The organism is Vibrio sp. Hep-1b-8, from assembly GCF_006124995.1.
Lineage (GTDB): Bacteria > Pseudomonadota > Gammaproteobacteria > Enterobacterales > Vibrionaceae > Vibrio.
The window spans coordinates 1-23,128 of the sequence record NZ_QEWN01000101.1 but is presented as its reverse complement, the minus strand read 5'-3'; the positions used below and the strand labels follow the sequence as shown (position 1 = coordinate 23,128).

22 protein-coding genes and 1 pseudogene are annotated in these 23,128 nt (G+C 45.6%); 10 read left to right on the top strand and 13 right to left on the bottom strand.

The genetic code is table 11. The features are described from left to right. Window positions 1-86 precede the first annotated feature (86 nt). From DA100_RS11055 to DA100_RS11035, 5 genes are all read left to right on the top strand, one after another. Complete coding sequence (locus DA100_RS11055; protein WP_138972183.1) at window positions 87-1,097, top strand: putative 2-aminoethylphosphonate ABC transporter substrate-binding protein; 1,011 nt, start codon at window positions 87-89, stop codon at window positions 1,095-1,097. Window positions 1,098-1,345: 248 nt separating this feature from the next. Further along, window positions 1,346-2,452, top strand: a complete 1,107-nt coding sequence (locus DA100_RS11050; RefSeq protein WP_138972182.1) for a putative 2-aminoethylphosphonate ABC transporter ATP-binding protein — start codon at window positions 1,346-1,348, stop codon at window positions 2,450-2,452. An 8-nt stretch (window positions 2,453-2,460) separates the two neighbouring features. Next, window positions 2,461-4,185: a putative 2-aminoethylphosphonate ABC transporter permease subunit gene (locus DA100_RS11045; protein ID WP_138972181.1), complete on the top strand. Its 1,725-nt coding sequence runs from the start codon at window positions 2,461-2,463 to the stop codon at window positions 4,183-4,185. A 9-nt stretch (window positions 4,186-4,194) separates the two neighbouring features. After that, a complete protein-coding gene (gene phnR, locus DA100_RS11040) occupies window positions 4,195-4,899 on the top strand; it encodes a phosphonate utilization transcriptional regulator PhnR (RefSeq protein ID WP_138972180.1) in 705 nt (234 codons plus the stop codon). A 66-nt stretch (window positions 4,900-4,965) separates the two neighbouring features. Continuing rightward, the gene (locus DA100_RS11035; protein ID WP_138972179.1) at window positions 4,966-5,868 is read left to right on the top strand and encodes an EamA family transporter; all 903 of its coding nucleotides are present in this window, start codon (window positions 4,966-4,968) and stop codon (window positions 5,866-5,868) included. A 97-nt stretch (window positions 5,869-5,965) separates the two neighbouring features. Here the strand turns inward: DA100_RS11035 and DA100_RS11030 are convergent, their stop codons facing one another. After that, complete coding sequence (locus DA100_RS11030; RefSeq protein WP_138972178.1) at window positions 5,966-7,441, bottom strand: MFS transporter; 1,476 nt, start codon at window positions 7,439-7,441, stop codon at window positions 5,966-5,968. A gap of 204 nt (window positions 7,442-7,645) precedes the next feature. Between DA100_RS11030 and DA100_RS11025 the strand changes: the two are divergent. After that, window positions 7,646-8,356, top strand: a pseudogene (locus tag DA100_RS11025) (carboxypeptidase family protein); the annotation flags it as partial. 65 nt (window positions 8,357-8,421) lie between these two features. Here DA100_RS11025 and DA100_RS11020 read toward each other — a convergent pair. Beyond that, window positions 8,422-9,792: an L-serine ammonia-lyase gene (locus tag DA100_RS11020; RefSeq protein ID WP_138972177.1), complete on the bottom strand. Its 1,371-nt coding sequence runs from the start codon at window positions 9,790-9,792 to the stop codon at window positions 8,422-8,424. A 188-nt stretch (window positions 9,793-9,980) separates the two neighbouring features. On the opposite strand from DA100_RS11020, the gene DA100_RS11015 reads away from it, so the two are divergent. After that, complete coding sequence (locus DA100_RS11015) at window positions 9,981-10,814, top strand: YdcF family protein (RefSeq protein ID WP_138972176.1); 834 nt, start codon at window positions 9,981-9,983, stop codon at window positions 10,812-10,814. On the opposite strand, the gene DA100_RS11010 is transcribed toward DA100_RS11015, so the two are convergent. Together DA100_RS11010 and DA100_RS11005 are read right to left on the bottom strand one after the other, a co-directional pair. Then, a complete protein-coding gene (locus tag DA100_RS11010; protein WP_138972175.1) occupies window positions 10,777-11,448 on the bottom strand; it encodes a hypothetical protein in 672 nt (223 codons plus the stop codon). The genes DA100_RS11015 and DA100_RS11010 overlap by 38 nt on opposite strands. Window positions 11,449-11,641: 193 nt before the next feature. Continuing rightward, window positions 11,642-11,905, bottom strand: a complete 264-nt coding sequence (locus DA100_RS11005) for a DUF333 domain-containing protein (RefSeq protein WP_138972174.1) — start codon at window positions 11,903-11,905, stop codon at window positions 11,642-11,644. 195 nt (window positions 11,906-12,100) lie between these two features. Between DA100_RS11005 and DA100_RS11000 the strand changes: the two genes are divergently transcribed. Beyond that, window positions 12,101-13,033 (top strand): exopolyphosphatase, encoded by a 933-nt coding sequence (locus DA100_RS11000; RefSeq protein WP_138972173.1) that lies wholly within the window; start codon window positions 12,101-12,103, stop codon window positions 13,031-13,033. Window positions 13,034-13,092: 59 nt separating this feature from the next. Here DA100_RS11000 and DA100_RS10995 read toward each other — a convergent pair whose 3' ends face one another. Further along, window positions 13,093-14,109, bottom strand: coding sequence for a GGDEF domain-containing protein (locus DA100_RS10995; protein WP_138972172.1), 1,017 nt, complete (start codon window positions 14,107-14,109; stop codon window positions 13,093-13,095). Between the two features lie 193 nt (window positions 14,110-14,302). Next, entirely contained in the window at window positions 14,303-15,238 is a 936-nt protein-coding gene (locus DA100_RS10990) for a chemotaxis protein (RefSeq protein ID WP_138972171.1), read from the bottom strand. Window positions 15,239-15,434: 196 nt separating this feature from the next. On the opposite strand from DA100_RS10990, the gene ppiC reads away from it, so the two are divergent. Further along, complete coding sequence (ppiC, locus tag DA100_RS10985; RefSeq protein WP_038177557.1) at window positions 15,435-15,713, top strand: peptidylprolyl isomerase PpiC; 279 nt, start codon at window positions 15,435-15,437, stop codon at window positions 15,711-15,713. Between the two features lie 186 nt (window positions 15,714-15,899). Here the strand turns inward: ppiC and DA100_RS10980 are convergent, their stop codons facing one another. The 7 genes from DA100_RS10980 to DA100_RS10950 all read right to left on the bottom strand — a co-directional run bounded on the left by DA100_RS10980 (window position 15,900) and on the right by DA100_RS10950 (window position 22,072). Beyond that, on the bottom strand, window positions 15,900-16,463 hold the full coding sequence (locus DA100_RS10980) for a glucose-6-phosphate isomerase family protein (RefSeq protein ID WP_138972170.1): 564 nt from the start codon (window positions 16,461-16,463) through the stop codon (window positions 15,900-15,902). A gap of 1 nt (window position 16,464) precedes the next feature. Next, window positions 16,465-17,592 carry an AGE family epimerase/isomerase gene (locus DA100_RS10975; RefSeq protein WP_138972169.1) on the bottom strand — a complete coding sequence of 376 codons (1,128 nt, stop codon included), beginning with the start codon at window positions 17,590-17,592 and terminating at the stop codon, window positions 16,465-16,467. A gap of 50 nt (window positions 17,593-17,642) precedes the next feature. Then, window positions 17,643-18,491: a PTS system mannose/fructose/sorbose family transporter subunit IID gene (locus tag DA100_RS10970; RefSeq protein WP_138972168.1), complete on the bottom strand. Its 849-nt coding sequence runs from the start codon at window positions 18,489-18,491 to the stop codon at window positions 17,643-17,645. After that, complete coding sequence (locus DA100_RS10965; RefSeq protein WP_138972167.1) at window positions 18,491-19,294, bottom strand: PTS sugar transporter subunit IIC; 804 nt, start codon at window positions 19,292-19,294, stop codon at window positions 18,491-18,493. The genes DA100_RS10970 and DA100_RS10965 overlap by 1 nt, the downstream gene beginning before the upstream one ends. A gap of 80 nt (window positions 19,295-19,374) precedes the next feature. Further along, window positions 19,375-19,869, bottom strand: a complete 495-nt coding sequence (locus DA100_RS10960; protein ID WP_138972166.1) for a PTS sugar transporter subunit IIB — start codon at window positions 19,867-19,869, stop codon at window positions 19,375-19,377. Between the two features lie 11 nt (window positions 19,870-19,880). Next, window positions 19,881-20,309, bottom strand: a complete 429-nt coding sequence (locus tag DA100_RS10955) for a PTS fructose transporter subunit IIA (RefSeq protein ID WP_138972165.1) — start codon at window positions 20,307-20,309, stop codon at window positions 19,881-19,883. A gap of 2 nt (window positions 20,310-20,311) precedes the next feature. Then, on the bottom strand, window positions 20,312-22,072 hold the full coding sequence (locus tag DA100_RS10950; RefSeq protein WP_138972164.1) for a class I mannose-6-phosphate isomerase: 1,761 nt from the start codon (window positions 22,070-22,072) through the stop codon (window positions 20,312-20,314). Window positions 22,073-22,314: 242 nt separating this feature from the next. On the opposite strand from DA100_RS10950, the gene DA100_RS10945 reads away from it, so the two are divergent. Further along, window positions 22,315-23,128: substrate-binding domain-containing protein (locus DA100_RS10945; RefSeq protein WP_138972163.1), on the top strand; the 814-nt coding region annotated here is incomplete at its 3' end.

The following is a 23,128-nucleotide window of genomic DNA, read 5'->3' as shown; positions in this document are numbered from 1 at the left end:
ATGATTTCGTCACAAAGTGTCAGTAGGGTTTATATCGTACAACTGGTACAGACCAAATGAAAACTTAGCCAAATTAACTGGAGAAAATGATGAAAAACCGTTTGATGAAAGGATCGCTGGCTGCACTTGTCTCTCTGCTAGCAACGAACGCAATGGCAGCACAGGAAGTCACGGTTTACACCGCTTTCGAAACTGACATTCTTGCTAAATACAAGTCTGCGTTTGAGAAAGATAACCCAGATATCAAGATTAAGTGGGTTCGCGATTCAACTGGTATCATGACGGCGAAATTGCTGGCAGAAAAGAACAACCCTCAAGCGGAGGTGGTTTGGGGTCTTGCTGGCTCGTCAATGGCGCTGCTTAAAGATGAAGGCCTTCTTAAGCCTTACACGCCAAAAGGTTTGGAAGAGCTGCACGCGAATCTAAACGACCCTCAATCAAACCAAGCTTGGTTCGGAAACGATGCGTTCTTTAATGCAGTTTGTTTCAACGAAGCGGTAGCGAAACAACTTAACCTGCCTAAACCAACATCTTGGGAAGACCTAACGAAGCCAGTTTACAAAGGTCACATTGCAATGCCTAACCCTGCCTCTTCTGGTACTGGTTACATGCAGGTTTCTGCTTGGCTACAAAACATGGGTGAAGATCAGGCATGGAATTACATGCGTGACCTAGACAAGAACATTGCACACTACACCCACTCGGGCTCTAAGCCATGTGTTCAAGCGGGCATGGGTGAAGTGGCTATCGGCATTTCGATGGCGAGCCGTGGCGCGAAGCTGAAAACACAAGGCGCACCACTAGCGGTTATCACACCAAAAGGTATCGGCTGGGAATCAGAAGCGGTTGGTCTAGTAAAAGAGTCTGATGCAGCGAAGCGAGTTGTGGACTGGTCAATCTCTAAAGCGGCAAACGAGCTTTACGTAGAAATGTACCCAGTGGTTGGTCACAAAGATGTGAAAGCGACTGTAGCTAACTTCCCTAACGTTCAAGAGAACATGGCGAAGATGGACTTCGCGCAAATGGGTAGCAAGCGTGCGGAAATCCTAGCGGCATGGTCTGAGAAGTTTGACGCGAAATCAGAGCCAAAGTCTTAATCTCATTTGCTTCTCACTTAATGCTAAAATCCACCTCTGTTGAGGTGGATTTTTTGTTTTCGAAAGAATCTCATCGTTGAAGCCTCGTCATTCTCAAAAGTGCGGAAGGAGTGAGTTGGGAATATCTCATTACCACTTAAACAAACCTCAATTTCCTTCATCTATTTGTCATCTTATGGCTATAAATTTGTCATTGGAACGTAACACTCCAAAGTTAAGTTTGGTATATACCATTTGGAGCATGTGTTATGTCAACTAATCAACATTACCTAAATATTGAAAATGTAGTGAAGCAATTCGGGCAGTTCACCGCATTAAAGAAAATCTCGCTAGCGATTGAAAAGGGCGAGTTTGTTTGCTTTCTTGGCCCTTCTGGCTGCGGTAAAACCACTCTACTACGTGCTATTGCAGGTTTAGACTTGCCAACGTCTGGTGCGATTTTTCAAAACGGTCAAGAGACCACATTCCTCCCTCCAGAGAAGCGCGATTTCGGCATCGTATTTCAATCTTACGCGCTGTTTCCGAACCTAACTGTACAAGAGAACATTGCTGTGGGTTTAAAGAACCAAGGCATGTCGACCAAAGAAGCGCTAGAGAAGGTAGATTATTGGCTAGAAACGATTGGTCTTCCAACTTCTGGCGAGAAGTTCCCTAACCAACTTTCTGGTGGTCAACAACAACGTGTCGCTTTGGCTCGTGCATTGGCGCTGTCTCCGGGTCTACTGCTACTTGATGAACCATTATCGGCGCTGGATGCTAAAGTACGTGTGCACTTACGTGACGAGATTTGTAAGCTGCAACGCAAGCTTGGCATCACCACCATCATGGTTACGCATGATCAGGACGAAGCGTTGTCGATGGCGGATCGGATCGTGGTAATGAACCATGGCGTGATTGAGCAAGTTGGCACGCCTCAAGAAATCTACCAACAGCCAGCAACGCGCTTTGTCGCTGAGTTTGTCGGCAGCATGAACTTTATTGAAACCTCAGTCGCAACGGACTCCCAAATACGCATTGCAGAAACCTTGATGCCAGCGCCAAGTTTGACCAATCGTAAGATTCAACGTGGTGACCGCTTCGACCTTGCGGTGCGTCCTGAAAGCATCAAGTTCGTTGAAAACGACACCAACTCTCTGCCAGTGCGAGTTACGGCAACCGAGTTTCTGGGGGCGTTTTTCCGCATTGATTGCGTATTGCAAAACGACAGCTCAACCAAAACCATCGTAGTGGATGTGCCTGTGGAAACGGTTCAACAACTCAATATCAAGGTGGGCGATGTACGTTACATCCAGTTTGCTGAAGAAGGGTTGCATGGTTACGCCGTGCCCTCGGTTGATAAAGCGCTAGCAGCGTAGGTGTAAACATGGATGCGAAGACAATGACGATGACTAGCCTGACCACACAAGACAAAGCAAAATCCCTACTCGGACGTGTTAGCCGCGACAACCTTGTGTTGTTTGGTTTGCTCGCTGGTTTGTCGACCATGATGGTGCTGTTCATCTTGATGCCGCTTTGGGCAATGTTGATCAAGAGTGTGCAAAATGCCAATGGCGAATTTGTCGGATTGGCAAACTTTGCGACGTACTTTTCCTCTTCAAGCTTGTGGGTGTCGGTGGGAAATACCTTTACTTTGGGCGTGATTGTGACCTCGGTAGTGGGTGTGCTTGCGTTTGGTTATGCTTACGCGCTGACTCGTTCATGTATGCGGTTTAAAGGTTTGTTTCAAATCCTCGGCACAGCACCCATTCTCGCGCCTTCGTTGTTGCCGGCAATCAGTATGATCTTCCTTTTCGGTAATCAAGGTATTGCCAAAGAGATGCTGTTAGGAAATTCGGTTTACGGCGTGATTGGTATCTCGATGGGTTTGATCTTCTGGACCTTCCCTCATGCATTGATGATTTTGACCACTTCGCTGCGCACCTCAGATGCTCGCTTGTATGAGGCAGCTTGCGCGCTTAAAACCTCACCAATTAAGACCTTCTTTATGGTCACGTTACCTGCGGCGAAATACGGTTTGATCAGTACACTTATCGTCGTCTTTACACTGGTTATCACGGATTTTGGTGTACCGAAAGTGATTGGTGGCAGCTATAACGTTCTGGCGACCGACATCTTCAAGCAAGTCGTGGGACAGCAAAACTTTGCTATGGGTGCGGTGACCAGCATTATGCTGCTATTTCCTGCGGTAATGGCATTTGGTGCAGACCGTTGGGTACAGAAAAAGCAAAAGAGCTTATTCGACACACGTTCAGTGCCTTATCAACCAGAACCCAACAAAGCACGCGACTGGATTTGTTTGGTTTACTGCAGCATCATTTCTATCGCAGTGCTTGCAGTGCTTGGCATGGCGGTGTATGGCTCGTTAGTTACGTTCTGGCCTTGGAACAAAGCGCTGACGCTAAACAACTACAACTTTGCTGAAATGAGCACTTACGGTTGGAGCCCATTCTTCAACTCGCTAACGCTGTCAGGTTGGACGGCAGTTATTGGTACTACCATCATCTTTGTCGGTGCTTACTGCATTGAGAAAGGGCGTGCGTTTGGTCCAATTCGTCAAGTGATGCAAATGCTCAGCGTGGTACCAATGGCGGTTCCGGGTATGGTACTTGGCTTGGGTTACATCTTTTACTTTAACGATGCGAACAATCCTCTCAACGTGCTTTATGGCACCATGGCATTCTTGGTGATTAACACGGTAGTGCATTACTACACAGTAGGTCACATGACTGCACTGACAGCGTTGAAGCAGCTGCCATCGGAGATTGAAGCCACAGCAGCATCGGTGAAGCTTCCTCAATACAAGTTGTTCTTTAAAGTGACATTACCGGTGTGTTTACCTGCGATTTTGGACATTGCGACTTACTTGTTTGTTAATGCATTGACCACCACTTCTGCGGTAGTATTCCTTTACTCAACTGATACGATTCCAGCTTCGGTCTCGATTCTGAATATGGATGATGCAGGTCAAACTGGCGCAGCAGCGGCAATGGCTGTGATGATCATGATTGCTGCCGCAATTGCGAAGATTGTTCAGATGACGTTGGGTAAATTGTTAGAGAATCGCACACAAGCTTGGCGCAAAAGATAAGGACACTTCGTGCAATACTTAAAAATTAAAGATTCGATTGTTGAACAGATTGAAGCGGGCATGCTATCGCCGCGTCAAAAACTGCCAGCAGAGCGTAAGTTGGCAGAGTCGTTCGATACTACACGCGTCACTCTGCGTGAAGCGTTATCACTGCTAGAAGCGGAAGGTCGAATCTATCGCGAAGATCGCCGAGGTTGGTTTATCTCACCTGAGCCTTTGCGTTACGACCCAACCCAAACGCTAAACTTCCCGAACATGGCGAAAGCGCAAAATCGTGTGCCAAAAACGGAGTTGATCGCAGCAAAAGGAACGTTAGCAAACAAACAAGCCGCGCGCTTGCTGGACTTGCAGCCTTTCTCGGACGTATATCGAGTCGACCGTGTGCGATACCTTGAAGATAGACCTGTGGTATTTGTAACAAACTACATTCGCCCAGAGCTGTTTCCGAACCTGCTGGACTACGATTTATCAAATTCCCTGACCGACATTTATCGCGATCATTATGGCGTGACGTATCAAAAGATTCGCTACCGCATTTCAACCAGCACCTTGTTGGGTGAAATGGCTCAGGCACTGCGCGCAACAGCAGGCACGCCAGCGATGGTGGTAGAGCGTATCAACTACAACCAACACGGCGAGTTGATTGATTGCGATATCGAGTATTGGCGACACGATGCCATCAGTATTGAATCTCTGGCAGAACTCAATCGTTAAGTGGATTTTCTCATTACCTAAGGCTCCATCTCGGAGCCTTTATTTTATTCAAATAGGAACATTGAAATGGATTTGTTGGCGATTAGTCTCGTCGTTTTTTCTGCTGTTCTCCATGCAGGCTGGAACATCCTTGGTAAAAGCAACTCAGGGTCTGGGCTCGCGTTTACCATGGCGGCTAGCTTTTCTGCCTGTGCCATTCTTACCCCTTATTTGATTTGGTATTTGGCAACCATTGGCTGGACATCATTGCCGAGTGAATTTTGGGGATTGCTGTTCATTAGCGGCATTTCACAAATGGTCTATCTGGTCGGTTTGATTGTCGCTTATAAGCACGCTGATGTGGGTGTGGTTTATCCGATTGCTCGGGCACTGCCTGTGATGATGGTCGGCGCAATCAGTGTGGCTTTAGGGCATCAATTATCCAGTCAGCAGTGGCTTGGATTCTTGCTGATAACCCTTGGTTGTATGCTGGTTCCACTGACGAATTTTCGCCAAATGACATCGGGATCTTACTTTAACGTCGGTGTGTTCTGGGCATTGATTGCCGCAATAGGCACAACGGGTTACTCGGTGGTCGACAAAGAAGCACTCAGTTTACTCACTGAACAAGCATCAGAGATCTTGAGTGATCACTACAGTGCGATATTTTACTTAGGCGTGCAGTTTTGGGCGATAGGTATTCCTGCCCTTGTGTGGTGCTTAGTCACGGGTAAGTCAGGTGAGATTAAGACAGCGTGGCAGATCCGCAAAACAGCCAGTATGGCAGGAGTAATGATGGCATCAACCTACGGCTTGGTGCTATTCGCGATGACCATGACAGACAACGTCAGCTTAGTTGTGGCACTAAGGCAAATCAGTATTGTATTTGGATTGTTTATGGGGATCTATTTCTTGGGAGAGAAGTGGTGTCTAACTCGTTCTGTAGGAATCACCCTGATGATCACAGGTTTGATTCATGCTCTGAAATGACTAAATAGAGAAAGTGTCCGGCTGGATTTGACCAGGACAACAAACAACAAAAACCCAAGCAATGGCTTGGGTTTTTCTATTTCTTACTGGCAGTAAATTAGCTTTCCGCTTCAACCATTTGAGGTTGCTCATCTGCTCGTGCTGCTACAAGCATTTTGCGGATGATCATTGAAGAGAGCAGCGCAATTGCGACCATTACGACTGCAAGAATTGTCAGTAGCTGGAAGTACTCACCGTAAACCGTTTGCACGATCGCTTGGGTGATTTGCTGGCCTTTCTCTAATGCAATAGATGTGGAGAATACCGCACCAACGATCCCACTTAGGGCCATAGCGACGGAAAATAGCGAGACTGAGAAGCCTTCGATGTGCTTAGGTGCAACCGACAGAATAAACGCCACCACCAAGCTACCAACGATCACTTCAGCGAACGCTTGGAAGAAGTGGATGGCAAGGAACACTTCAGGACGAATAATGACATCTTCGCCGACATTCATGACCGCCATCGTCAGGATACCAAACGCGATCGCAGTAAAGATGAAAGCAAAACCGATCTTAGTGGCTGTTGAGAAATTGATGCCTTTCTTTTCCAAAGAAGAGAAAGTCAGTGAAATCACTGGACCTGCAACAATACACCATAGTGGGTTCATCGCCATTGAGGCTTCTGGTGCGATTGGGATCAAGTTGAACAGATCACCACGCATTGTGTTGATGGTGACCATTGTCATAGATGTCATCATCTGACCGTAGTAAACAAAGAAACAGGTCGTTAGCACTGTCATGATTAGGATAGTACCCATTTTCAGTGCGTCAGATTTACCTGATTTAAACATCAGTGAGATGAAGTAAAGAATCGCGGCAGCGCCAATCGCATAAACGATATTTTGACCAATATCCATGTTAGAGAACATGAAGAATACTAAGCCTACCATCGCCGCAGATAAGGTAAGGAAAGCGATCCAGTTTTTTGCGCTAACTGGTTTCTGGTCGATGTCTGCACCTACGCTAACCAGTTGTTTGTTGAATAGGACCAGTACCGCAAACGCGAAAGCCGCCATAACAGCTGAGAGTGAGAAGCTGCCGTGGAAACCAATAACAAGTACAAACATCGGGAATAGGTACTGACCTAATAGTGCTCCGACGTTGTTTACCGAATAGTTGACAGGGTAGCCGTTTTCAAAATCTTCTTCTGAAGCAAAAGTGCGTTTGTAAAGGCTAGGGTAAGAAGGAGACATCAAACCGCGCGCATAGCTTGCCAGAGCTATACCCACCAAGCTCATCGGGATATTGGTTGCTGAAGCACCTAATACAAGTAGCGTGTAACCTGTAGCAAAAGTGCCGTATGCGATAGTTAGAGAGCGGTAGGCACCAAGGAACTTATCCGCTATAAAACCGCCCGCGATCGCAAACAGCGGTCCGATAGAAGAAAATGCGCCCACGACCATCATAGTATCCGCTTCGCTATAGCCTAAATCTTCTAAAAAGAAGCGGGTTAGAATCACCATTACACCATAGAATGATAATCCAAACATGGCTTGGCAGAACATCATTGATTTATTGAGTTTATTCCACATAATAGTCTCTTTTAGATCCTGCAACACAGAACTAACAACTTAATATTAATAAATCTGTGGTATGTTATAAATTGAAACAATTATCGCAGAAATAATGCTTGATGCACTAAGTTTTATCAGATTCGCATAAATTAATGTAATGTTATTGATCTAAATCGTTTGCCTTGGATATTTGTTGAGCAGCGCTAGTTACTGATTCAAGTACTTGATGGCAATGATATGAGCCTACTCACTTTTGGTGAGCCAGAAGAGGGCAAAAAGAAAATCTGGTTGATTGCACGCCAACATCCAGGTGAAACCATGGCTGAATGGTTTATGGAGGGGTTCATACAGCGACTACTGGATGACGATGACACAACGGCGCGTGCCTTGCTCGAGAAAGCCGTCCTATACGTTGTGCCTAACATGAATCCAGATGGAGGTATTCGAGGCCACCTACGTTGCAATGCAATTGGGGTCAACCTAAACCGTGAATGGCAAACGCCTTCAATGGAACGTAGCCCTGAAGTCTACCTAGTGCGAGAGCGTATGCTTGCAACGGGGGTTGATATGTTCTTGGACATTCATGGTGATGAAGCGATACCGTATAACTTTGTAGCGGGCTCTGAGGGAATACCATCGTATGATGAGCGCCATGCTAAGTTAGAGCAAGCGTTCAAAGATGTCCTAAAAACGGTTACGCCAGAGTTTCAGGATGAGTTTGGTTACGATAAAGACGAAGCAGGCAAGGCAAACCTGACGGTTGGTTCTAACTGGGTGGGTGAACAGTTCAGATGTTTGTCATACACAGTAGAGATGCCGTTTAAAGACAATAACGACTATCCCGATCCACTTTACGGCTGGTCTCCGGAACGTAGTGTTAAATTCGGACACGATATGCTGAGCGCAGTGTTCGCTGTCAGCGATAAGATCTAATCGCGCTAAAATGAGCAAAACACTCAACCCCTGAGACGAATCTCAGGGTTTTTTTATTAGGAGTGTTATTCACATGGCGGAGCCATATGGATCACGGCCAATCCGCCCAATGATGTTTCGCGGTATTTTTTATTCATGTCTTTACCTGTCTGGTACATAGTCGCAATCACCTTGTCTAGAGAGATAAGACACTTACTGGTGCGTTTTAGCGCCATACGTGAGGCGTTAATTGCTTTCATTGCCCCCATCGCATTTCGCTCGATACAAGGCACTTGAACCAGTCCGCCAATAGGATCACAGGTCATGCCCAGCGAGTGTTCCATCGCAATTTCTGCTGCGATACAGATTTGTTCATTGCTGCCTCCGCGCAACGCTGTGAGGCCCGCAGCAGCCATAGATGACGACACACCGACTTCGCCCTGACAGCCTACTTCTGCCCCAGAAATGGACGCATTGGTTTTGTAAAGAATACCAATCGCCCCAGCAACGGCCAGAAAGTCTTTGAGTTGTTTGGTATCTAATTCTTTAATAAAACGGTGGTAATACATGAGAACCGCAGGAATAACGCCCGCTGCACCGTTAGTTGGAGACGTTACGACCTGGCCGCCAGCGGCATTCTCCTCACTGACGGCAAAAGCAAACAGGTTGATCCAGTCCATAATTTCCATCGGATCATTTTCTATTGCCGCATTTGCTTCAAGCTTCTTCAGAAGGTTAGGTGCGCGTCGGGTTACGTTGAGGCCACCCTCTAGAATGCCTTCAGTCTCAAAACCTCGTTGCATACAAAGTGTCATCACTTTCCAAATCTGGTCTGCTTTACGAACGATTTCCTCTTCACTGAAAAACTGGAGTTCATTTTGCAAGATCATGCCGCCAAGGCTTAAACCATTTGTTTCTGCCATTTCTAGCATTTGATCTGCGCTGGTAAACGGGAAAGGAACGTCAACTTCGTTATGACCACCGCCTTTTTTGAGCTCTTTTTCTGTTGCGATAAAGCCACCACCCACAGAATAATAAGTCTCGAACGCGATTTGGGTGCCTAATGAATCATAGCCGGTGATAGTCATTCCATTTTCATGCAGAGGTAGGTTATCTTTGTGAAAAAGAATATCGCTATCGTAGCTGAAGTTGATCGTATGCGCTCCGGCAAGGCAAAGTTTTCCCTCTTCGATTGTTGAGCTTAATGCTTGTTTCGCGCTGGAGATTTTGATGGTGTCCGGTCTGTTGCCAAGTAAGCCAAGGATGACCGCGCGATCAGTGTGGTGACCTTTACCCGTTAAGGAGAGTGAACCATAAAGATCCACTTGAATGCGACTGACACTGGCTATCGAGGAGGCGAGAAGGCGGGTAAAATGATAACCCGCGAGCATCGGACCGTTAGTATGGGAACTGGAAGGTCCGACCCCAACTTTAAAAATATCAAATATTGACAGCATAAACTTAACTTCCTGTTTGAATGGCCGCTACTTCGGACTCTTTTAATAACAAGTATGGCATGTGCCGAGCAAGTGCACGTTTGCCAGTGTGATCATCAACATAATAATCCAAGCTAACTTAGCGATAAGGTCAATACTTGTACAGTTTCTCGTATCGTTAGTAGGAATAATTGAGACATGAGTAAATAATGGACATTATCAATGTTGTGCTAGTTCTCGGAAAACGACTGGTCGATAACACGATTACGGCTGAAGGTCGCTCAAGAGTGGAAGCCTTGATAGCGCTTCTAGCGGCAAAGGACTTGCGTCAAACGGTGGTGCTATTTTGTGGTGGAGTCACTGAAGGACAGACTGTGACTGAGGCGCAAGCTATGTATGATTACTTCAAACGCTGCGTTGCTGGTGCCAATCTCAATCCACCATATTTGCTGCTTGAAGACCAATCCACCAACACTATTGAGAATATTAGTAATGCTGCCAACAAATTGATTGAGAGTGGTCTCTGTGCGAAGGGAGAGGGGATCAATGTCCAACTCGTCTCGAACGATTACCACCTCAAACGGATATTTGAAATACAGGCGTTGATGGATGAGCAGGGCTTATTGCGTGTATTGGAAAAGCGATGTGCTGAGACGGGACTACCCATCAAGATTGATAGGGCGGTTGGTGCTCACTATTCAGTGCCTTATCCGCACGACAATGAGTTTAGTCGAGTGTTTTTGCTACTCGATGAACTGACTACATATCGAGTTTATCTGCAAGGATACGTGTCAAATGTCTTTAAACGGCCATTGGTTGATGTGAGAGAGCAACCGTATCAAATTGCTCGCAATGCACTTATTGAGCTCGAAAAATGTATAGGGGATGAAGAGACGCTTGCTGATCTTGATGCGATAAAAAGGGCAGTCGAAATGACCACCCCGCAATTGAATCGCGAAGAAACGTTACAACAGCTCAAGCGGCTTGATGTGACGCTGACGAAGCTTAATCGCCAGTACGATCCTGAGCGTCAGATTTTGTGAGAAGGTAATAAGTCTTAACTGCACTCAGTGAAATCAGGCTGTAGCAAAGCAGCTCGATCGCTTCTTCTGATAGGTTTTTTACCTCTCGCAGATAGTGCTCTTCCATCACGGAGTGCCAGAACGAGCCCATCCCGTACAAACGAGAAAATACCAGCAGCAACACCACAGCGGTAATCAACATCGGCATATATCGACTGTTTAAGATCTTGGCAAGCTGTTGAATTGAATCACTTCCCCCACGGTAAGCATAAAAGCACGCAGAAAATGTGACCAAAAGGGCTGGGATAACCCACGCACCATGAAATATAAAATCAAACCACACATCGGATTCACGTATAAACAGCACAGTAAAGAAGCCGCTGAACAGTATCGATGCGTGACGAATAGAGCGATTGCGTTGGGCTAATAGAAAGAACGCCAAGCTTGTGACCGCAAGCATGAGTGATTGAGCCAACTCTGTCATAGAGCTTTCACTTAAACCATGATGAAGTAGAGTAAAATCGACGCGCAAGCAGAGATTCACAAAGATACTGAGTGCGGCTAAAACCAAGACATTAAGGGCAACTCGTTGGAAGGTCGCTTTTGAGCTAACAGTGACTACGGCGCGGTGATCGGTTGAGGTTTGGCATTTCATGGCATCTATCGCCTTTGTGTAGAAATTTTTTAGTGATTTTCGTCACATTTTATTTTTCGCCTCGGTTCCTTTGTCAGAGAAATGTCATAACTGAACAGTGTACACTTAAGATCAAAAAGAGAGAGACAGTGCTCTCTCTTTCATCTAGCCAAACGAATCGGTTTCTCGTGCCAAACCGATTCAGCTCAAGCAATTAGCTATTGTTGCTCTGTTGCTTATGATTGTTTCGGTAGTACTCCCACTGTTCAACGCGTTGATCGTCTTGGAATACGCAGTAGGTGACTCGTTTAGCATCTTCAGTCACCGTTTCAAGCGCTCCACCTTGCTGGACACAATAAACCGCAGCTGGGTTAGCAAGAGATGTGTGCTCTTTCACTTCGTATTCGTCTGGCTCGCTCGCGCAGCCTGCGAGTAATACAGCACTGGACACTGCCAGAGCTAAATAGGTATTTCTCATAGAGTTTCCTCAATTGAATCAATTGGTAGCATATCGAGTATAGAGGATTGAACTAAAATTTCTGTCTTGAGTTTGTTAAAAAGTAGTCGATGTCTAAAATTAAAAGTAACAATTCAACACACTTATAAATAAGCACAAAGATTATTGCTAAGTATGTTGTGTCCCTAAAATAATTCGAAGCATAGGAAGTGTCAGATGTCGGATAGAAAACATCGACTTGTAACTCGTAGTGATTTTGATGGATTGGTTTGTGCCGTACTACTTAGGCAGCTAGAACTGATTGATGATATTAAATTTGTTCACCCTAAAGATATGCAAGACGGCGTTGTGGAAATTACGGGGAACGATATCGTGACCAATCTGCCATACGTTGAACAAGCCCACCTTGTCTTTGACCATCACTTGTCAGAAGTGATACGCAATCAGGGTGAAAGAAAGAACCACATTATCGACCCAAACGCTCCCTCAGCCGCGCGTGTTGTTTGGGAGCATTATGGTGGTGAGCAAACTTTCCCCAGCCGCTGGCTTGATATGATGGCTGCTGTGGACAAAGGGGACTCCGCTCAGTTTAGTCGCGATGAAGTGCTCGACTCTACAGGCTGGAACCTACTCAACTTCTTGATGGACGCCCGCACAGGGCTAGGGCGTTTTCGAGATTTTCGAATTTCGAACTACAGCTTAATGATGGATCTGATTGAGTATTGTAAAAACCATACCATTGATGAAATATTACGATTGCCTGATGTGAGAGAGAGAATAGACCTCTATCGTGAACATGAAAACTTGTTTAAACAGCAGATCCAGCGTTGTGCAAAGGTTTACAACAATCTAGTGGTACTGGATTTGACCGAAGAAGAGGTTATCTATGCTGGTAATCGCTTCATTATTTACGCGCTCTACCCACAATGTAATATCTCAATCCACAAAATGTGGGGCTTCCAAAAGCAGAACACGGTATTTGCAACCGGAAAATCGATATTTGATCGCAGCTCTAAGACCAATGTGGGGGAACTGATGCTCAAATATGGTGGTGGTGGACACAAAGCTGCTGGCACCTGTCAGATTGACAACCAACGAGCAGATGAAGTTGAGCAAGAACTGATCAAAGCCATCACCTCAGACGGTTAAGCACAAAAAAGCCCCAGCGCGATTGGCTGGGGCTGCAATGTTTGCTTGTATGCTAAGCCCTAAATCGGCATAACACGGTTACGACCTAGCTGTTTGGCCTCATAAAGCAGTTTGTCGGCTCTCTCAATCAGTGAATCTGGCGACTCTCCTGGCTCTAGCTCGGCAACACCTAATGAAATAGTGATATTGCCGACCGACTTAGCGGTACGTCTGTCTTTAACGGTAAGCTTTTCAATGGTTCGTCTCAGGCTTTCAGCAAATTGTCTAGCGATGCGAAGAGACTTATTTGGAATAATCAGCGCAAACTCTTCACCACCGAAGCGGTACGCATGAATCCCTTCTCGGCAGCTTAATTGCATCCTACGAGCAATTCCTTTAATAACCGTATCTCCGAACAGGTGTCCGTACGAGTCGTTGAAGCTCTTGAAGTGATCGATGTCAGCAAGGATTAAACACATTTTCTGCTCTGCTCGACACAGTGTTTTAATGTCACTATCGAATGCGCGACGGTTGTAAAGGCTGGTTAGTGCATCAAAAAGTGCGTCTTGCTGTACTTCGGCTAATTGACTTTTAAGCTGATTGATCTCTTTTGCCGCGTTTGCAAGCTGGCTGTTGAGGAATCGAGTCGAATTACGAATCTCTCTTGATTCTGCCACCAGTTGTCTTATCACGGACATCACTTCTTCGAGAGAAACCGATTCGTCTTCCACTCTTTCAAGGCTGTCGAAGCTCTTATCAATCAGTTGTGAAAATTCAGAGGTGTCAGAGAGGGTGTCAGTCATTGAACTGGCTACTTCGTTCACCAGAATCTCAATATTAGCCCGAAGATTCCTCATGTCGGTTTCAGAACGAGTGGCAACATAGTTGTTATAGAGTTGTTCGCCTGCCGCGGGTGGGCAGATGCCATAGTTTTCTAAAACGCTGTCTAGTTCTCTATTTAGCTGAGGGATCGCGTTGTCTACATAGGTGTACCAAAGTGCATAGTTTGCTGGGGTAGCAGCTACGTGATTTTTCATCATTAGCGGGACGGCTTTTTTTAAATTTGCCGTCGATTTTTTAAAGTCGTCGTCTGTCATGTTTTATGAGCATTCTTACTCTAGGCACCTGTTCGTTAAGATTAGCGGATAAAACGCATAGATGCTTGATTTACTAATACTTTGTTCTGACTTATTGATTGATTAAATGAACTTTAGCGCATCTAAATACTAGAAGCTGTATAGAGATTGAGCAAATGAAGCGTGACGAATTTAACATCCTGACTGTTGGCGCTTATTCGCCGACAATAACTTCGCTTCTTACGTTGCCTTCTTCCAGTCTGCTAGCACCACGTAACATAGCCTGAATCAAATCGCCAGCGTTGAATTTTTCTAGTGCTTCATGTGCTCCCACTTGCTGAGCACGTTCTACACAAATCTCGCTAGAGAGTGAGGTATGTAAAATGACATAACTGTTACTCAACTCTCGTTCATTTTGGGTCTCGAATGCCAGTTCATAACCATCAAGCCCAGGCATTTCAATATCACTCACTAACATATCGATAGCCTCGCCTTTGGCTGCGCATGCACGCATTAACGCCAAGGCATCCAGCCCGTTGTTACAGATTTGATAGGGGATATTGATACTATCAAGGGCATCAGACAGTTGCTTACGAGCGATAGATGAGTCATCAACCAACAGAATCCTGAGGGCTTTTAAGCGCTCACGCTCAATATCAGTGAGCATAGGAATATTGGTGGACTCATACTGAGGATAGATTTTTGACAACAGCAGCTCGACATCGAGCATTTGTACAATCTGATCCTTGTATCGGGTAATACCCGTAACGAACACATTATTGCCAGCCGTTTTTGGTGCTGATTCTATCGACTTCCAGTCACATTCAATAATCTTTTCGATGGAGCGAACCATAAAGGCAACTATTGTTCGTAGACAGTCAGTCACAATCAAATAGCATGAATCATACTCTTCTGGCTGAATGGGACGAAAACCGATCGCAGCGGGCATATTTATCACCGGAATGGTTTTATTACGAATAGTGACCGTTCCAATGACATGATGGTGTGAATAAGGGATCTGCGTTGTTGGTTGGTATGGGACGATTTCGCGTACTTTAAGTGTACCAATAGCAAATAGCTGTTTGTTACTGGTGAGAGTAAACATCAGCATACCTTGCGATTGATTTGCTTTACTAATTGTCTTGGCCATTCCATCTTCATCCGAGTGCTTGTTACCTTACATGGTAATGTAAAACCATTTAGGGTCAATGAACCTATATCAATTTTGTTATCATTTGGCTGCGAGTCCGATATTTTCAATATTATTAACTCATCGCTTAGATGAAGATCTCATTTTGATCGGGTACAATCGGCCCCATATTAGTTACCAATCACGAGGCATTAACATGGCCAATACAGCAGCTGCTCTGCATATTCTTGTTAAACATAAAGAACAGGCAGAAGACATCATTAAACAGCTTAAAAAGGGCGCCAAATTTCAGACATTAGCAAAGAAGTATTCGACCTGCCCGTCGGGTAAGCGTGGTGGTGACCTTGGTGAGTTCAGACGTGGGCAAATGGTGCCTCAGTTTGACAAAGTCTGTTTCTCTGGCGAAACGCTTGTTCCGCACCTAGTGAAAACTAAGTTTGGTTGGCACGTTGTGAAAGTGCTTTACAGAACATAAGGTTTGAATGCTGTACAGAGCTTGTCAGAGTCTCAAACCTAATCTGTACCGCCTCTTATATAGCCAATCCAAAACAGCAATAGATGGCAGATGCAAACTGACCTGCCATCTTAGTTTATTTTTGCTCACTTAATCAAAGACTCTGTACAGTAATGGCGGCAATCAATGATTAAAAGCGGTGGTTTATTAGTCAGTCATATCCATATAAACTACTTTATATGCGGTTGACGATTTGAATACACGAACTTTAAACCCTACCTCATTTAAAAAATCATAGTTATGCCCTGCGATTGCAGGCCAAACTGCAATTGCAGATAGTCGAGTGGTACCCGTATTGATCAATCGGTGGGCAATGAAGCCTGGAATATGATGCACGCTGCCTGGGAAGACTTTCTCAATGGACACCTCTCCTTGCTCTGTTTGCATGAGTAATAACCCTTCACCCTGCGAGCCCAAATAGAACTCTGCTTGCTCTTTGCGTTGGTGAATGTGCCCTCTGGTCATGTGGAACTCGTCGCCTACACAACCGGGTTCGATATGCGAAACACCAAAGTTTAGCTCTCCTTCTGCTTGCTGCGCAGGTAGCATTTCTACTTGGTAGATGATTTGGTCCTGTGCACTTGCGGCACGTAGGGTTTCGTCGGCAAATACGCCTTCAAGTTCGCCAAGCGTGGTTTCTTTGCAGACAACGTTTTTTGCATCAATATGACCTGTTAAGTAATTGATGGTTGGAGGAATAGATAAATGCATGTTAGTCCTTATCCGCTATTCTGAGTAGTTCAGAAAATGCGAGAAATAGATGGTAAAAACTGCTCGCAGGAGAGTGGCTATTTAACGGCTCTCCTGTGCTATTTACTTGATCGACCCATAAACCGGGTAATGCTGGATCTAAATAATGGACAAAGATGTTTTCCACCGCTCGAGTGATGGCGATTCGGCGGCTGTCGCTTGGGGCTCGCTCCCAAAGTGCAATACACGCTTTTAAGTATTCGGTTTGACACCAAAGGCGCGATGTTGGACGCAAGGACTTTCCATTGGCGTATATCTCGTCCCTAACCAGACCATTGTCGTTATGCCCATATTGCTGTGCAAAGCGGTACAACACATCAATTTCATTGTCGACACAAGCGCCAGTGAGTTTGTGGTAATGGTTGAGTAACCAGATCCACTCGTAATGATGGCCTGGATCGATGTGGGAGCCTGTTTCAAAGTCAAGTGAGAAATCGGCCTGAAAGAACTCAGCTAAATGGTCACTTTGTATGAAATGAGCTTGGAACAAATAATAGATTTGTGTTGCTCGCTCCAGCCAAATAGGGTTGTCGGTATGTTCGTAGCTGACCATTAACGCTTCGAACAAATGCATGTGAGGATTTTGCCCTTTATTGACAGTGTTGCCTTCAGTCAGAAAAAAGCCACCTTGTTCAGTATCCCTAAGATATGTTGAGATGTGTTGGTAAATGCTTTCCATTGCGGCTAGAGCAATATCATTAGCCGCTAGTCTGTAATACCAGGCAAACCCAAGAAGTGCGAAAGCTTGCTCGTATAAGTTAATCGCCTCACTATTACGGTCATTGTTTTTGCACAGCGCAAAACGATAACCGGATGATGGTGAGCCAAAGTATGTAAATCCTTGTTCAATAGCCGCCAAAACTTGATTACGACCGTCAATTAGGTTGAGTTTTGTAGCATGGGCGAAGACGTAAACTTGACGTGGCTGCACGCGAAATCTGTGTAAATCGTCATTAAACTGTTGTCCGTCGGAGAGTAAGCCTTCGGCAAAAATCCCGCTTTGATTGGATTGTGCTTTTTGCCATCGAGGTAGGGCATGTTGAGAAAGCCAGTGTTGGCAACGAGCGATTTGAGATGTTAGGGAGTCCATGGTTTACTCCAAAGAATAGGGCACTCAATGAGTGCCCTAGGTATTGAGAATTAGAAGAGACCGATAGCGACACCGATGAAAGAGAGAACCACAAGCGAAAGCATTGCTTTTACTGGGCTAAGACCTTTTTTCGCCATCGCAAACCAAGTGCCTAACACGACAATTAATGGCAGCAGTTTAGGAAAAATTCCGTCGAGCATCATTTGTACGTTGATGTCGACGCCGTCTTTGGTTGCAAACTCAAGTCCAGTGCCTAGGTTGACATAACTAGCCGCAACACCGCCCATGACAAAGACACCTAATAACGACAGTGCTTCACGAATCTTAGTTGAACGGTGGCTGACAAGCATCTCAACGGAGCCTGCGCCCATCTTGTAGCCTTTCATAAACAGATGGTAAGAGCCGATAATAGCGATAGCGTTAAATGCCACGATATAGAAGATCGGGCCTAACATGCTACCGCCAGCGGCTAGTGCCATACCAATACTGAGTAAGATAGGTACTAACATACCCGGAATCATGGAATCGCCAATGCCAGCAACTGGTCCCATCAAACCGACTTTGAGTGTATTGATGGTCTCGCCGTCAATCGGCTCGCCGTTGGCTTTCTTCTCTTCCATACCCACAGCCATACCATTGATGATAGCGCCCAACTGCGGTTCGGTGTTGTAGAAGGAGGCATGGCGTTTCATCGCTTCTTTTCGGTCTTCTTGATTCGGGTAGAGCTTTTTCAAGGCAGGCATCATACCAAGACAGAAGCCAAACGACTCCAAGCGTTCAAAACTCATCGATGATAGGTTATACATCATCCATGCACGCCAGCATTTCTTTAGGTCTTTTTTGTCGAGTGCGACCTTTGGTTCGATCTCACTACCATATTTGTTGTGTTGTACAGTCATTAGAATTCATCCTCGTCATCATCAGCCTGTTGAACTGGCACAGCGTTAGCTGTTTGTGGTTCTGGTTTGTAGTTGTAATGAAGTAGAGCGAATAGTGCGCCAATCATTACCAAACCCACCATGTTGAGGTTTAGGAATACGATGCCAACGAAACCGACTAAGAAATAAATCAGCATCGTAGACTCCTTGATAATCTGCTTTAACAGAATTGCGATACCCACAGCAGGTAAGATGCCACCTAGAACCGTCATAGTGTTAATCACCAAATCCGGGAGGCTAGCCATAAACCCTTCGATGTATTGGTTACCGAAGTAAACCGCAATAAAGGTCGGAATAAAGCGCATCAAGAAGTTGGTGACCTGCGGGTAAATGGCGGAGTTCATGTACACGCCTTTCTCATCACCAGCTTCTATGGCTAAATCCGCCTTATGGTTCCAATAGGAGTTAATGACCATCATAAAGTTGAAGATGATGGTGCCTGCGATACCGATGGTTGCGGCAATAGCAACGGCTACTTCCACGCCCTGTCCAGACATGATACCCAGCGCGACAGCAGGATAGGCGACAAAGTTAAGGTCGGCTGGCATGGAGCCGCCAGGTGTAACCATCGCGATGTAAACGGCTTGTACCGCTACACCAACCATGATGCCAGTTTGAATATCACCTAAGATGATACCCACCAACATACCGGACACGAGTGGTCGAGTGATAGTGTACCAACCACCGGTTAGTCCAAGTAACCAGGGGGTGGAGAGGGCACCGAGATAGCAGAGTATCCCGATAAATACTGCTTCTATAAACATAATGTCATCCTTAAGCTCACGTATTAGTCTCTCCACTTTTGAAGCTAAAAGCTGCGCCAAAAGTGGAGGTTGTTTTGTTGTTATTTCAGTTTTTGCAGTGCATCTTGCCAGGTGTAGGAACTGGCATCAGGAACCAATCTGAAGTCGATGTGGTGACCGTCTTCTGAGAGGTAGTTAAACGCAGAGATTTCTTCTTGGTTAACGCATTGGTTGCTGCCAATTGTCGTTGTGCCTTCTCTAGCGCTCATTGGGCCTACGTTGATTTTGTTATTGAGATTTTCAAGGCTAATACCGGCTTCGCGAATACGGCGCAGTGTGACTGGAGATTTCGCGATGACGAAATACTTCTTGTCGCTGGCGATCACCTTCGGTAGCTTGCTGACGGCGGTAGCCGTGTCAAATAGCCAAACTTTAACGTCGGTTACTGCGCCTTTCATGACTTGTGATAGCAATGGGTCAGCTGCTACAGCATCGTCAATGGCCACGATGCCATCACAAGGAAGTTCTTTTGCCCAACGAGTCATTAACTGTCCATGAATAACGCGGTCGTCGATACGCACAAATGAAATAGCCATAGTGTTTCTCCTTAAAAATAGTCTTCTTGTGACAGCTCTACTGGCTTGGCAACCACAACCGTTTTTAGCGCTTCTTGCTGCAAGGTCGTTGCAACCAATGAAGCGTCCGTCTCTTCAACAAAGTCTGCCGTCATTAAAAGTGTTGGGAAGTTAACCCCAGTTACGACTTCCACCTTGGGATTTAAATCTGGGTTGAATGCGTAAGTGCAAGCTACGTTGTAGGGCGTGCCGCATTCCAAATCGCATAACACAATAATGCCGTCGACATTGGGTGCTATCGCAGTGATTTCATGGTGAAAATCGTGTTTAAATTGCTCTATGCCTCCCTCTTCGGTCAGACAGATCGCAGTCGTGTTATTGAGTTCGCCAAATACCATGTTGGCGCTACTGATAAGTGCAGTGGCTAATGGGCCGTGACTGGCTACGATAAAATGGAGCATGATTAACCTCTTACGAACGCTTTAATAGTGGCAATTTCTTTTCCTTCGCTTTCGCCATATGGTTGGATGACATAAGCGTCTATGTGAGCTGGGATAACGAAGGTTTCGGCATAATGAACAACAAATGGCTCAAATTTATTGTCTGGACTCAAGATAATTGCCTCCCTACCTTCGACTAAGTTCAGAACATTGACGGTTCCCTCAGTTTTATGAAGAACGGGTTTGCTGAACCAGTGGCGTCGGGTCTCGATAAACTCACGCTCATGCAGGCCCGTTTTCTCTTCTCTCCAGCCTTCGCCTTCTGCGATTGGTGTAATAGCGTTAACTAAATGTTCCTGACACCATTCCGTGTTGCGCTCCCATTGAATCACTTCTTTGCCATGGTCCAAATGTACTGGTCGTGGCAGGTTATCAAGCCCTAGACGACCCCAATCCCACAGTTTGAAAGTGAAAATATATGGGGTTGCACTGATTTCAAGCACCATTGAGTCGGAGCCCGAGCAGTGAATAGTGCCGGCAGGGATTAAGAAATGGTCGTGCTTTTTCGCTGGAAATTGATTGATAAAGCGCTCATCATCGAATGACTTTTCGCCGCGTTGCGCTGCATATAAATCATCCATCAGTTCATCTGGGTTGATGCCAGACTTAGTGCCAAGATAAACACGGGCTTTTTCTCCAGCGTCTAATATGTAATAGCTCTCGTCTTGGGTATAGTGCATCCCAAATTCGTTCTGAATGTACTCTGTTAGAGGGTGTACTTGCAGGCTTAGATGCTGACCTTGCATGGTATCGAGGAAGTCGAATCGAATTGGGAACTCTGCGCCAAAACGTGCATGGACACTGTCGCCTAAGAGTGCGCGTGGTTGTGTTAATACCAAGTCTTGCGATGGTATTTCGACAACAACGTTACCGTATTTAAGTAGTAAGCTGTTTTCTTCAGGAACGCAGTCAAAACACCATGCATAGTTTGGCTTGTCTTGGTCGAGGTCGCAGACTTCTTTCATCCATTGACCGCCCCAGACCCCTGGATCAAAGAAAGGCACCAGTCTAAATGGTTGAGTTGTCGCTTGTTGCAAGCCGGCGTTGAACGCTGTGCCAGAGACCATTTTAGGGTCAAAAGCGGTGTTAGTGTCTAATAGAAAATCGACGACAGACAGCAGTTTGGTCTTATAACGGTCGAAGACACGCCACTCGATAAAGAATGAACGTTTGTATCTACGTAATACATCCTCATCGTAGTTTTCTGCGCCCCAGTTTCCGAGCTCACCACGGCGGAAGCGTTGTTGGACTTCCCAACGGGCTAGGTCAGCATAAATAAAGGTATCCCCTTCAGCGACCAATCTTGCGCCATGGCCTAAAACAACGATTAAACCAGAATCAGCGTCTGTAATGGCTTGCTTTAGTTGTTGTAGTTTTTCACAGTCAAAAAACTCTTCCAGCTTGTGTGGTGCAATGACACCAAAGACTCGGTCATCGGTAATGTTGCGTTGCAACATAGCGAAGATATGTTCTTCGGAATATTTTGCGTCGTCCATTGACACCACTAAAGCGGGGGAGAGCGGAGCAACAAGCTGGTCGAGGATTTCATTGTGATTGACACCATGATAGGTATCGATCACCAAAATATGTTTATCTTGGTCCTGAAGGCGTTGTTCAATTGTGTCAACGATACTGCCCCAACCGCGAACGGCTGAGTGGTCAAAGCCCTTCACTTCTACATTTGGAAACTTGTCATAATTGGATTGACCAGATAGGTATTTCATACATCACCTTGAGTTAATCATTTGACTACAGTCTAATCACTCAGTTAATCAATCAACAAATAGGTTAACGCGGTTAACTACTCATTTAGCGTTCGTTAACCCTTGATTTGAAGGCTAACTTTGTAGTTAATCACATAATCATAGCGATAAAAGTCCGTGATTTGGGTTAATCGATTAATCTAGTTTTAATCAGGTAGGAAAGCCGTTATAACTGGCGCTAATTTCATTTACTGGAGTTCAACATGACGAAAGCAACCATCGCAGATGTGGCTAAGTATTGCTGCGTTTCCACCGCAACCGTGTCCATGGTATTGACGAACAAAGGGCGAATCTCTGCCACCACGCGTGAGCGGGTATTAGAAGCGGTTAAAGAGCTTGGTTATGTTTACAATCAGGCCGCTGCCAACTTGCGACACAAGCGCAGTAACCTAGTTGGGCTCGTCATACCGGATATCACCAACCCATTTTTCGCTGAAATGATTGCAGGACTTAGTCACTATCTTGAAGAGCAAGATTCGTTACTCTTTCTAGCTAACGCTGAAGAGAGCGTTGAGCGTCAAAGCAAGTTCATCGATTCGTTGTTGAGTCAGAATGCCGGTGGTGTAGTTATGTGCCCTGCGATGGAAACCGATCTAGACTTTCTGGAGACAGTACAAAGTCGTGGGTTTCCGATAGTGTTGGCTGTTCGACCTATTGGAGAAGATCAATTTGATTTCGTCGGAACCAATAACTTTATGGGCTTACAGTTGGCAACGGAGCACCTTATCAAAAAAGGTCACAAACATATTGCGTTCGTTGGTGGATTGGATATTTCGAAGACGCGTTCCCATCGTCTTGGGGGCTATATGTCAAAGTTGATTGAACATGGGATTCCTTTCAATGAACGATACATTCGAAGCTGTTCAGCGAGCCGCTCCGAGGGAGCGAAGGTAACAAGAGAGCTATTGGATCAACACCCTGAGATAACCGCCATTATTGGCTACCAAGATATTGTTGCTTTTGGAGTCATGCGGGCAATTAAAGATCTCGGTAAAACCGTGGGGAAAGATATCGCAG